The organism is Mesobacillus foraminis (assembly GCF_004340465.1).
Lineage (GTDB): Bacteria > Bacillota > Bacilli > Bacillales > Cytobacillaceae > Mesobacillus_B > Mesobacillus_B foraminis.
Window position 1 is genome coordinate 129,353 of the sequence record NZ_SLVV01000013.1, and the last position, 12,759, is coordinate 142,111.

The window sequence follows — 12,759 nt, forward strand, 5'->3', positions numbered from 1 at the left end:
ACCTCCATATGTGTTGGATATAGTGTGCCATAATTCTCATAGAAAATATGAAGCAAACTCACCTCCAAGATAGTAATCGATTACATTTTTCAATAAAAAATATTTTATGACTTTCAGATATAACAGTAATTTAAGTATCTTTTACGATACCTCATGCCACAAACTAAATGTAATCCATTACATTTACTCTTACAGATGAACAGCTTGTTTCTAAGGATAAAATGATTCGTATCTCTTTATTTCAAGTAAAACAAACACCTGAAAAGAATGACAGATTGTGTATCGCTTACATGAATAATTGTAATCGATTACACCCTAAAATGCAACCTCTAAATTTAGATTTTCTAAAATGAGACTAATTATTCACTAAACTATCGCTAATGGGTCGTATGATCAAAAGGAAAAAATTTTTCTTATACTGTCCCCGTGAATAGATCGGCCTAATTGATTCAGTATGAACAACCATGTCTAAGGAATTAACTTAGAGGCTCGCAACGGAGCCGCCATCTACTCGAAGGTTTACACCATTAACAAAAGAAGCCTTATTAGATGCAAGATAAATGACCGCAGAAGCGACTTCCTCGACGGTCCCTGGCCGTTTCACTTCAACATGAGGACGATTTTGCTTTAAAAACTCCTGAATTGCTTCCTCATAGCTTATATTCAGTTTCGCTGAGTTATCTTTTAACAAATTCTCCAGCATTGGTGTCATGATAAACGCTGGCGAAACCGTATTGACAAGGATCCCATCAGCAGCATAGGCCTTAGATAGGCTTTTTGTAAAATTAATCAGCGCCGCTTTGGAAGCATTATAATGAGGCATGAATGCGTCCGGTTGAATACCTGATTCAGATGAAATATTAATAATACGGCCTAATCCTGTTTTTTTCATATATGGAATCACAGCTTTTGTCACACGTACAGCTCCGAAAAGATTGACATCAAATAGATGTTGCCATTGGTCTATATCCAATGATTCAAAGTGATCAAATCCACTGGCGATTCCCGCGTTATTAACGAGAATATCAATGGTCTTATAATAATCAACAGCAGTAGAAATAAGATGATCCACATCGGTTTGTTTCGTTAAGTCCGCTTGAACGGCAAGCACAGTTCCACCCATTTTTTCAATCTCAAGCGATGTTTCTTTCAAAGCCTCTTCACCACGTCCACAAATAATAACGTTTGCACCTTCCTCCGCGAACGCTATCGCAATAGCCTTCCCGATACCTTTACTACCGCCGGTTACAAGTATGGTTTTATTTTTGAATTCTAGATTCACTTTATATTCATCCTTTCTAAATTTTATGTGTCTATATTTCCTTTCAAAGTTCCACTTTCCATGAAAAAATAAGGATTAACCCGAGCCTTGGTAGGCTGAGATAATCCTGCATTTCATCACCTTATTAATCTTTTACTGATGTCTCAAACAATTCTGCATAAATGGGTTCAGAAAGGAAAGTTTCAATTTCCTTTACGAATTTTTTAAAATGCGAGGTTTCCTCATGTTGTTGAATCGCTTGTACATCCTTCCATTTTTCCACAAAAATAAAGCTATTTGCTTCTTCCGGATCCTCATAGTAATCATAACTAATATTTCCTGACTCGGCTTTAGAAGGTTTTGTTACAAGTCTGGCCTCTTCAAGAAATGCTTCGCGATACTGCGATTTTATTTTAATGTATGCATGAATGATAATCAAAGTTGATCCCCCTAACTTGTTCCTCTAGTCAAAATGTAATGGTTAACCTGCGTGTTTTTCTAGTATAATTCCTTTTTCATTTTGTTCCTCTTCTGATGGAAGCGTCATAAATTTCATTAAGTAAGCACCAAGGAAATACGTGCCTGCGAATATCCACATAACCCCTTCTGCACCGATAATTCCAATAAATAACCCAACGATTGCCGGTGCGATAAAGTACGACATTCCTGCACCAAAGCTCACAATCGCCATCGCAGATCCTTTTTTCTCAGGTGCCAGCGCTGCCACCAAAGCAGAAAGTGGGACAAAACCACAGAGAACAATTCCCATGAAAATCCCAACAATATTCAAGACTAAGAAACTGCTCCCAAAAACCTGCGGCGTGTAAAGCATAACCAGAAACATGACCCCCATGCCGAAGCTGCCGAGCCATTGAATCGTTTTGCGCCAGCCTAACCATTTATCACTGATATAAGGAATGATCAGGTTAAATATGATGTTTGCAAACCACATGGTTCCCCACATTTGCAGAAACTGTTCAGTGGTGAATCCGTATTTACCTGACAAATACATCGGGAAAAAGATAGGCAGTGCACCGATACCTGTCGAATTAATTATCCGGACTACGCCGCCTATCGCAACTTTTGGTTGTTCGATACAAATCGTAAATCCACTCATTAAGCTTTTTAATTTTTCCTTTGGATCTTTTGCTTGTTTTTTTATTCCTTCGTCTTTTACCACAATAATCCCAATAATTCCTCCAACTAAAACCCAAGCTATTGCACTCCACATTAACCCGATATATCCGATCTTTGGAAGCATGTAGGCTGGGAAATAACTGCCCACTACATAGAGACCGCCGCTCCAAGCTGCCCAAAACAATCCAACGGCCGTCGCCAAGATGCGATCGGGACTGCGATACGTAACCCACACTAAGAATGAATAGCAAAATAACGGATAACCCAAACCACGAATTCCATAAGTTGGTATCATAATGGCGTAATTATTTAGCTTTAAACCATATTCAATGAATAGTACCTGACCAAGCAACCAAGTTACAAGTCCGATTACCATGACTTTCCTTGGTCCCCACATCTCAGTGAGGACACCTGAAAAGTAAGAGGCAATAGCCAATACGGCTCCATAAACAGCAAAAATTGTAGCAGATTGTTGAACGGTCAGACCCTTTTCGATAAGGTACGGAGACAACCATGCGTGTTCAAGACCGTCACCAGCCATAAAAATTAATGTTGCAACAAATCCCCAAACCACTCCCACAGGAAGGCCGCCAAGAGTACGTTCCTGACCTAAAACCGTTTTCATTTTCAACACCTCTATTTTATAATGTTGGGTGATTGAGAGGAAGATTAATTCCTACTTAAGCCCACCACATTTCCGATACTTTTTCTTTAAACAGCGTTCCTTTTAACAGTGTGATGGCTTTCATTAAACCTTCATCGATAGACGCAAGCATATCCTCATGTTCAATGGAAACAACGTAATCATATCCTACAGCCCGGAGTGTACTGATGATGTCCTTCCACATTTTTTCATTATGGCCATATCCGACAGAGCGGAATGTCCAAGAGCGATCCAACACTTCACTGTAATGCTTGGTATCAAGAACACCATTCACCTTAATATTTGCCTGGTCTAAATACGTATCTTTCGCATGGAAATGGAAGATTGCATTTTCCCTGCCTAATTTTTTGATAGCTTCGACTGGGTCGATTCCTTGCCATACCAAATGGCTTGGATCGAAGTTGGCTCCAATGTTCACTCCTGCTTGTTCTCTTAGTTTTAGTAATGTTTCTGGATTATAGACAACAAATCCCGGGTGCATTTCGAAAGCGATTTGATGAATCCCATGCATTCTTGCGAATTTCGCTTCTTCTTTCCAGTACGGAATAACGATATCATTCCATTGCCATTCTAAGACTTCTGCATATTCTGGAGGCCAAGAGCAGGTCACCCAATTTGGAAACTTGGCACCCGGATGATCCCCTGGACATCCAGCAAAACCATTGATAACTGGTACCTCTAACTGTTCAGCCAGTAAAACTGTTTTTCTCCATACATCATGCGCCTCTTTGGCATCCTTTGCATTAGGATGTAGAGGGTTGCCATGGCAGCTTAGTCCGCTGATAGTTAGTCCCCTGCTTTCAATCGCCCGTCGGAACGATTTGATTTTATCTGGATTCCCTAACAATTCATCAGGATTACAATGACTATTCCCTGGATAGTTACCGGTTCCTAACTCAACCGCTTCTACTCCTATTTGTGCTAATTTATCTAACATGGCTTCGAAAGGAAGATTTTGATATAGAACTGTAAACACACCTAGTTTCACAATAAAGCCTCCTTATTCGCACGAACCTTCACCCATTTTTGCTGTTCATGACTTTCCAGAATGGCATCCGTAATCGCCATTGAAGTATGACCGTCTTCAAATGTGGCGAAATTCGGTTTATCCTGGAGCGGATCTTTGCCTTCACGAATAAACGTATAAACATTCAACATCATATTTTTGAGAGCGTCCGGCCAGCCTTCATTATGTCCGCCAGGATGATGGATCGCTGATTTTGCTTCCGGTGAGAAGAGTGCAGGATCGGCAAGCAGGATTTCATTCGGCTTATCCCTGTGCCCCATCCATAATTTTTCAGGCTCTTCTTGGTTCCAATATGCAGAACTCTTGCTGCCATTAATCTCAAAGCTTAGTCGATTCTTTCGGCCTGCACTTACTTGTGAAACGGTGAAGACTCCTCTTGAACCATCTTCAAAACGAACTAGTACAGATGCATAGTCTTCTGTATTGATTGAAACATCTTCATATTCTACATCTTCAGTACTTTGTGTGCTAAAAGTGGCTACACTTCCAATTGCTTTCTTTCTAACTGGAATGACTGTTGCTAAATCAGCAAATACTTCCACAATCTTTTTACCAGTAACAAATTGAACGGTGTCACACCAATGAGACCCGATATCTGCTACTGCGCGGGATTTTCCGCCAACTTCCGGAGCTAAACGCCAGTTAAAATCCGTTTCATATAGTAACCAATCCTGCAAATAGCTTCCGTGAACCAAATTCACTTTCCCGAGGTCACCGGTAGCAATTTTAGCTCGCAGGTTTTGCACACTCGCATGCTGTCTGTAATTAAAGTTCACACCATGTACAACACCCTGTTTTTGAGCCAATGCCAACAATTCCGCTGATTCTTTACTATTCATCGCAAGCGGTTTCTCTGAAATCACATGTTTACCTGCTAAAAGGATTTCCTTATTGATCACAAAGTGCACATGGTTTGGGGTACAATTATGAACTACCTGAATTTCGCTGTCACGCAGCATTTCACGGTAATCCCCGTACGCTTTCGGAATTCCAAGTTCAACTGCCTTTTTTTCCGCTTGTTCTTGACTTGTCTCGGCTAAAGCTACGACTTCCACGAATCCAAGCCTTCTGATTGCTTCAATATGAGTCGGGCCAATGAAACCTGTCCCGATGACTCCTACTTTTATTTTTTCCATTTGTTCTCCGTCCTCCAATTGAACTTTTCGATTTACCCAAGGAAGGGTATACGTTATTCAGTGTAATCGATTACACTATCTTGCAAAAAAAATGTGACTAGCCCAAGTAAATAAATAATTCGCCCATCCACCAAACTTCAATAAATGTAATGGATTACATTTTTGTCGAAAAAAATTGAATTTATTCATGCTGTTATCTAAAGAAATAACCTTTTAGAATAAAATAGCTATTCACTTAGCACTAAAATATTTTACTCTTTTTTCGACACCCTTATTGTAATCGATTACAGTGTAGAATTCAATATTTTTTTTAAACTTCCTCGATTCTTTTTTATCAGAATCATAAAAACTGTTCTGGAACCAATAGATTCGCTGGTCCCTTAATAAAAAGGGGAGTGAACCATTATTAATTTCACTCCCCATTTGTTTTCATTATTTTAATTCTACCAGGAATAAGCTAAACTATTCTTCTATGGTAAGTTCTTTGCATGATTCACGGACAATGAGTTTATCAGGAAGAATAAATTGATCTTTCTCTAATTCTTCATCTTTAATTAATTTTAACAATAAACGCATCGCTTTTTGTCCCATATCAAACGTTGGTTGTGCTACGGTTGTTAGTGCAGGTTCAAAAATCGATGCAAATTGAATATCATCAAAGCCAACAACAGATAAATCTTCTGGAACTCTTAAACCTTTAGATTTAGCGGCTTTAATGGCACCCATTGCCAGTTCATCATTACCGGCAAAAAGGGCTGTTGGAGGATTCTCTAGCGACAAAAATTTCATCATTAAATTAAATCCACTTTCAAAAGAGAATTCGCCTTCCTGTACCAAACTTGGATCCACAGACAGGCCGTGTTGCGCCATTGCTTGATGAAACCCCCTACATCGATCTCGTCCAACGACAATATTCAATGGTCCGGAAATATGTCCAATTCTCTTGTGATTTAAGCTAATTAAATATTCAGTTGCCTTTCTTGCACTGCTAATATTATCAATGGAGACCGTAGGCAGCTTGGAACCCTCATAGTATTCACACGCCAATACTACAGGGTAATCCTGGGATAAATCTTCTAATATTTTTTGATTGGTCCTTGCCGTTAATAATATCAACCCATCTGCTTTTTTCTGACCTAATAGCGTTAAAAAAGTAGTTTCGCTTTCTACATCGTTTCGCGCATCTCCTAGAAGTACTTGATATCCGTTTTCGATGGCAACGGATTCAATTCCGCGCAGCACCGCAGAAAAGAAAGTATTGGTTATATCAGGAACAACCACAAGAATTGTTTTGGTTTCAGATCTTCTTAATTGTCTTGCCAGCATATTAGGCTGGTAATTTAATTCTTTTATGGCTTCTAAAACTTTTTCTGCTGTTTCTTTTTTCACAGTCCCTGCATTACTTATGACTCGGGATACTGTGGCCGTTGAAACATTTGCCATTTTTGCAACATCCGCAATTCTGACCATGTATCTCTTTCCCTTTCAGTGTTCGTTTACATTTATTGTAATCGATTACATTGAGAATTACAATAACTTTCGTAAATCAGCCATAAACGGGTGAATCTCTTACAGAAAAAGAGGCTCTAGAAATCGAGCCTCTTTTTCTCTAAACAAATGGTGGTTATTTTATGGCACCTTGAATTCACTGTGCAGAACCATGATGGTTTCCTTGCATCTAATACATCTTCTTTCATTACATTTTAACATTGGTACAACTACTTTAGAGTTAGGCACCTTTTATTTCATGCATCGAAACGAATGAGTGGTCGCTTCGTGACGATCAAGCAGCGCCGGATCCTTCCGCTTCTCCACAAATACAAAGGTGTTTGGCTGTTTTTGAATTTGAAAAATTCATAGCTACTATTGCCTTCTTCAACTCGAGATGGTTCCGCTACTAGGTTAGTTGGTCCAGGAATTCATGACGTTGTTTCGGATTCACTTTTAAATAGGCATGTATCATAATGTAGATAAGTACCCCTTTTTACTGTATGGTTTTAACGATTTTTATCATATGTCCAATAGATTGCTTCGTGAATTCATCAAAAATATCAGCTTCACCTTGAAGTCCTGAAGCCACATATGGGTTTGACACGGCTGGCAAGAACTCCATCGTAATATAGCCCTTATAACCAAGTTCTTTAAGGAGGGAAATGACTGGTGCAAAATCCGTTTGTCCTAGTCCCGCTGCTTCCCTTGTATTATCAGCGATGTGTACATGGGCAAGATAACGTGAAATCTTCATTATCGAATCCCTCATATCACGTTCTTCTATGCTCATGTGGAACAGATCCGCCATGATCCCTACACCTTCTACATTCACTTCCTCCACAAAACGTAAGGCTAAGGTGAGGTTATTAACTAAGTAGGTTTCATAACGATTTAATGCTTCAATGGCTATGGTGATTCCTTGTTCCTTTGCATACAGCCCCGCCTCTTTCACACTTTGAATGGCATTATTCCATTCTTCCTCAAGCGTCGTTTCTGGGCTAAGTTTACCAACACAAGTAGGAACGACAATTAGAGTTGATGCATGTAAAGTCTTCGCTAAATCAACCGATCTTTTCACATATTCGACTGCCTTTTTTCTAATTTCGTCGTTTGATGAGGAAAGATCCCTTTCAGGCGTAAAAATTCCACAAATAGAACTGCATTCAAGTTCATAATTTGTTAAAAGTTCTTTCGTTTCCTCAATATCAATGGTATACGGCTCGCCGGCGAGTTCGACACCTTGATAACCAAATCTCTTCAGCCTTTTTAAACTATCTTCTAAACTTTCATTTCCGTATATCCATTGTGTGGCACTATATTTGAACATTTGAATTCACCTCTTAGATTATGAAAAAATCAGAGTTCCCACATAAACCGTAGAGAACTCTGTCTACCTATATATTAATCCGAGATTTTAACTACAGTTTTAAGGATATCCTTATTATGCTCTGCCGTTTCAATTCCGTGTTTCACATCTGCAAATTCAAAATGATTTGTGAAGATTGGAGTTGGATCAAAACGCTTGCTTGCGATTAAATCAATCGCTTTAGAGAAGGTATCATATGTTCCTGCATAGGAGGAAACAATGGTTAATTCACGGCTGTAAATTTCAAATGGACTTACAGGAATTGTTACATCTGCAGGGGCTGCTCCAAAAACCAGTATTTTTCCGCCTTTTCTCACTAATTTAAACGTTTGCGCGTAAGTATACGCAGAACCTACCGCTTCAATAACAACGTCAGCACCGCGTCCGTCTGTTAATCTTTTAACAGCTTCTACCGGGTCTTCTTCACCTGCATTAATCACATAATCAACACCACTATTTTTAGCTGATTCAATTCTCGCAGGATTTAGTTCGGAAAGGACTACTTTACTAGCCCCTTTCAATTTTGCAAGTAAGGCATGAGCGATACCCATTGGACCTCCGCCAATAATTGCGACTGTTTCACCGAATTGGACATTAACTTGATCCTGACCGCTGATTGCACATGCTAATGGCTCAATATAGGCTCCATGGATCCAAGACATAGAATCTGGCAACTTATGAATATTACTCTCTGGAACTCTCACAAATTCGGCAAATGCTCCGTTAATGTGTACCCCTAATTGAGTTATTTTTTCACAATGCAATTTTTGGCCATGGCGGCAATAATAACATGTGCCGCAGCTAATATTGATATCGGCAGTCACACGGTCACCTGGCTGTACAAACCTTACTTTAGAACCAACATTTGCCACTTCACCGGAAAATTCATGACCTAAGATTAATGGAAGCTTTGCTGGAAAACGCCCTTCATAAATATGCGGATCCGTACCACAGATTGCGGTATATTTCACTCTTATCAATACATCTGTATCCCCAAGTTCAGGAACCGGTACATCTTCTAATCTTAAATCTTTTTTACCGTACAATACAGCTGCTTTCATTGTTTTTTGATCAAACCCTGCTTCTAAATTTTCATTGTTTTCTACTGTATCTTGTGCCATCTTATTTTTCCTCCTTAAAAAGGTTTTTTAGGAAATTAATTGACTCTTCAGTGTATTGATCATAAAACTCTTCACATCTAGTGCCATTAAAAGGATCGGCAAACGGAGGCAATAGCTCCATCGTTAAATATCCGCTATAGTTAATATCAAGTAAAGCCTGGGCGATTGGTTCAAAATCGATATGACCACGGCCTGGTGCAGCCCGATTACTATCAGCGATGTGAAGGTGATATAATTTATCTCCAACCTTCCTTATGGTTTCCGCAATATCGACTTCTTCAATATTCATATGGTAGGTATCACCCATCACACCTACGCTTGGCAGATTCACACGATTGACCAGCTCAAGTGATTGCTCTAATCGATTGATCAAATAGTTTTCATAACGATTCCATGCTTCTACCGTCAAACGGACCCCATGTTCTCCCGCATATATACCTGCTTCTCTTATCCCTTCTTCAGCCCATTTCAATTCTGTTTCGCGGTCTGCTTCTCCATAAATTTTCATACAAGCAGTTGGAGTGAGAGAGATTCCCTTTGCTCCAATTTTGCTCGCAAAATCAACGCAGCTTTTTAAATATTGGACAGCATTTCTTCTAATATTCTCATTACTCGAAACTAAATCTCTTTCCTCGTTATAAATGGCACAAATAGTAGAAGCTTCAATATTATATTTTTGAAGTAATTCTTTAATTCGGTCTGCATCCATTTGTTCTGGCTCGCCAACAAATTCCACACCGTTATAACCATATTTAGCGAGTCTAGCAATGCTTGCTTCAATATCTTCTCCGGTATATACTAGCGTGTTGTAAGAGTACTTTATCATTTGAACATCTCCTTATCACTATATTGTCTATGTAACTTTCCTGGATTTCAGATTTTTTAAATAGGGGCCGCATATAAAAGCGGCCACTATTTCACTTTATTACTAGAAAGTTTGTAATCTGCTTTTCTGACTGGTTAAGCGATCACTATTTTGCTGCCTTTTGGATAACTTCTGGGGCATCTTGACGATAAGCCATTTTCCAAACCTTTAAGACGTTTTCTTTTGTAACTTTCATCGATGGAACAACATAGTATGGATCTAATTGTTTGCCAAGTAATGAATATCCGGCAACAAGAGCTTGCGCAGCACCGTTTTCATATGGTAACTGTGCCCCAAGACCTTTTACATTCCCTCCAGATGCAATTTGAAGAGCCACGTTCGTTCCTAAATCAACTGTGGTGATAACTAAATCATTTTTCCCTGCTGTTCGAGCCGCAGCAAGTGTTCCTTCCGCTGGTACATCCCAAATGGCAAAAATCCCATCTAAATCTTTGTGTTTCGTTAACATGCCTGAAGCTACTTTTTCAGCATCGTTAGGAGTGATAATTCCACCATGTGCCACAATGTTTATATTTGGATATTTTTCTTTAATGGTTTTCTCGAATGCTTCTTTACGTTGGTTATTTACAAAGAAGTTGACATCGTGGAAAATAACACCGATTTTTCCTTTTCCTTTTAGTTCTTCACCCATAATTTCACCGGCAAAGATACCGTTTCCATAGTTATCTGATGAAACAACGCTGACATAATCTTTTCCAGCTTTGAAGCCTTTTGGTACATTATCCATGAAGACTAGTTTTACACCGGCTTCCGCAGCCTTTTTAAAAGCGGGAGCAGTAGCAACTGGATCAACCGGCAAAGATACGATAACATCCGGCTTTTTCGCCATGATGGTTTCGATATCTGAAATTTGTTTTTCAGGCTTAAATTGTGCATCCGTAACCGCCACAACTTTGATGCCCATTTTTTCAAAAGTGTCTTTTACACCATTGATGATGGCAGTTGAGAAATCATTTCCTGCATAGTGCATGGAAATAGCCGCTTTGAATTTACCTTCTTTAATTTTCTTTACATCCTCTTCAGACAATTGCAAAGTTGCTGCAGGTGTGGCTGTTTCTCCATTTGGACCTGTACTTAAAATTTTCTGATCGCTAGGTATTTCAGGGTTAATGGTAAGAGGATAAGTGACTTTTGCTGATGCTACTTTTCCTTCGTTTTGCTCACCAGAAGCAGTTGAACTTTGTTTTCCACACCCCATAAGAGCCAAACTGCTAATGAGGAGTATCGTAAGAATTAGTGAAGTAAGTTTTTTCATAGTAACCCCCAGTAATAGATTTAGATAATAGTGTTTTATTATTTAGCTGCCCCTTGAATGGACTTAGGTGCCTCTTGGTGGTAAACAAGTTTCCATGCTTCTATTACATTTTCTTTCGTTACATTTAAAGCAGGAACGGCTACATAAGCAGGTGCTTTTTTCCCAAGTAAAGAATAACCGGCCAAAATCGCTTCTGAAATCCCCTGGTCATATGGCAGCTGGGCACCGAGTCCTTTAATCAAACCATTTGATGCGATGTCTAAAGCTACGTTTGTCCCTAAATCAATAGTCGTAATGACAAAATCTTTCTTTCCTGCAGTACGGGCTGCTGCTAATGCACCTTCAGCTGGCACGTCCCAAACGACAAACATTCCATCAAGGTCACGATTTTTGGTAAGCATTCCTGATGCTACTTTTTCCCCATCGTTAGGGCCAATGATTCCGCCGCGTTCAACGATTTTCATTTTCGGATATTTTTCTTTGATTGTTTTTTCAAAGGCTTCGGTTCGCTGTTTGGTCACAAAGTAATCAGCATCGTGATAGATTACGCCGATCTTCCCTTTTCCACCAAGCTGTTTCGCCATAATTTCTGCTGCTTGAACACCATTTCCATAGTTGTCTGCAGATACAACGCTGACATAATCCTTGCCGGCTTCTAATCCTTTTGGTTTATTATCCATGAACACGATTTTCACTCCTGCATCTGCCGCTTTCTTAAAAGCGGATGCAGTTGAAACAGGATCTACCGGGATCCCCACAATAATATCGGGCTTTTTCGCTAAAACAGTTTCAATATCCGATACTTGTTTTTCAGCCTTGAACTGGGCATCTGTTACAGCTACCACTTTAATTCCCATCTTTGCAAAAGTTGCTTTTAAGCCATTGATTTGTGCAGTTGCCCAGTCATTACCAGCATAGTGCATGACAATGGCCGCTTTGTATTTTCCTTCTTTGATCTTTTGCACTTCTTCTTCAGTAAGCTGTAATGTTTTTGCTGAAACAGCAGATTCTCCACTAGGACCTTTACTTAAAATTTCTTGATCGGGAATCTCTTGATTTATGGTGATTGGACCTGAACTAGCAGTTGTTTCTTCCGTTGTTGTGTTCTCTGTTTCGTTGCTACCGCTGCTAGTCGTGCTATCCTTGCCGCAGCCGATGAGTGCCATGCTAGTGATTAATAGAATAATAGTAATAACAGATAGTAACTTTTTCATGATTTGCCCCCTTTTCGTGCTTGTTTTTTAAATAATGGATTAAAATACTCGAATATTTGGTCCGTATTTAAGTAACACATTCTCTGCAGGTTTGTAATCGATTACATTTTTTCATTAATAAGAATTGATTTTTACCTACTTTTCTACGGTCATCATATTTTCTAAATTTTACAAATGTATAAATAGATTTACTGGGCGAAC

Annotated in this window: 11 protein-coding genes; all 11 read right to left on the reverse strand. The window is 39.3% G+C overall.

Translation table 11 applies throughout. The features are described 5' to 3' along the window. Nucleotides 1-481: 481 nt before the first annotated feature. The 11 genes from EV146_RS22225 to EV146_RS22275 all read right to left on the reverse strand — a co-directional run bounded on the left by EV146_RS22225 (nt 482) and on the right by EV146_RS22275 (nt 12,558). A complete protein-coding gene (locus EV146_RS22225) occupies nt 482-1,282 on the reverse strand; it encodes an SDR family NAD(P)-dependent oxidoreductase (protein WP_158287175.1) in 801 nt (266 codons plus the stop codon). A 124-nt stretch (nt 1,283-1,406) separates the two neighbouring features. Beyond that, complete coding sequence (locus EV146_RS22230; RefSeq protein WP_132010868.1) at nt 1,407-1,700, reverse strand: putative quinol monooxygenase; 294 nt, start codon at nt 1,698-1,700, stop codon at nt 1,407-1,409. 42 nt (nt 1,701-1,742) lie between these two features. Continuing rightward, nucleotides 1,743-3,023, reverse strand: a complete 1,281-nt coding sequence (locus tag EV146_RS22235; RefSeq protein WP_132010870.1) for an MFS transporter — start codon at nt 3,021-3,023, stop codon at nt 1,743-1,745. 55 nt (nt 3,024-3,078) lie between these two features. Beyond that, entirely contained in the window at nt 3,079-4,050 is a 972-nt protein-coding gene (locus tag EV146_RS22240) for a sugar phosphate isomerase/epimerase family protein (protein WP_132010872.1), read from the reverse strand. Then, entirely contained in the window at nt 4,047-5,225 is a 1,179-nt protein-coding gene (locus tag EV146_RS22245; protein WP_132010874.1) for a Gfo/Idh/MocA family protein, read from the reverse strand. Before EV146_RS22245 ends, EV146_RS22240 begins: the two co-directional genes overlap by 4 nt. A gap of 462 nt (nt 5,226-5,687) precedes the next feature. Continuing rightward, nucleotides 5,688-6,695 (reverse strand): LacI family DNA-binding transcriptional regulator, encoded by a 1,008-nt coding sequence (locus EV146_RS22250; RefSeq protein WP_132010876.1) that lies wholly within the window; start codon nt 6,693-6,695, stop codon nt 5,688-5,690. A 514-nt stretch (nt 6,696-7,209) separates the two neighbouring features. Then, the gene (locus tag EV146_RS22255) at nt 7,210-8,043 is read right to left on the reverse strand and encodes a sugar phosphate isomerase/epimerase family protein (protein ID WP_132010878.1); all 834 of its coding nucleotides are present in this window, start codon (nt 8,041-8,043) and stop codon (nt 7,210-7,212) included. Nucleotides 8,044-8,117: 74 nt separating this feature from the next. Beyond that, on the reverse strand, nt 8,118-9,203 hold the full coding sequence (locus EV146_RS22260; protein ID WP_132010880.1) for a zinc-dependent alcohol dehydrogenase: 1,086 nt from the start codon (nt 9,201-9,203) through the stop codon (nt 8,118-8,120). Nucleotide 9,204: 1 nt separating this feature from the next. Beyond that, entirely contained in the window at nt 9,205-10,029 is an 825-nt protein-coding gene (locus EV146_RS22265; RefSeq protein ID WP_132010882.1) for a sugar phosphate isomerase/epimerase family protein, read from the reverse strand. A gap of 145 nt (nt 10,030-10,174) precedes the next feature. Next, nucleotides 10,175-11,344, reverse strand: a complete 1,170-nt coding sequence (locus EV146_RS22270; RefSeq protein WP_132010884.1) for a substrate-binding domain-containing protein — start codon at nt 11,342-11,344, stop codon at nt 10,175-10,177. Nucleotides 11,345-11,382: 38 nt separating this feature from the next. Beyond that, nucleotides 11,383-12,558: a substrate-binding domain-containing protein gene (locus tag EV146_RS22275; protein WP_132010886.1), complete on the reverse strand. Its 1,176-nt coding sequence runs from the start codon at nt 12,556-12,558 to the stop codon at nt 11,383-11,385. Nucleotides 12,559-12,759 lie beyond the last annotated feature (201 nt).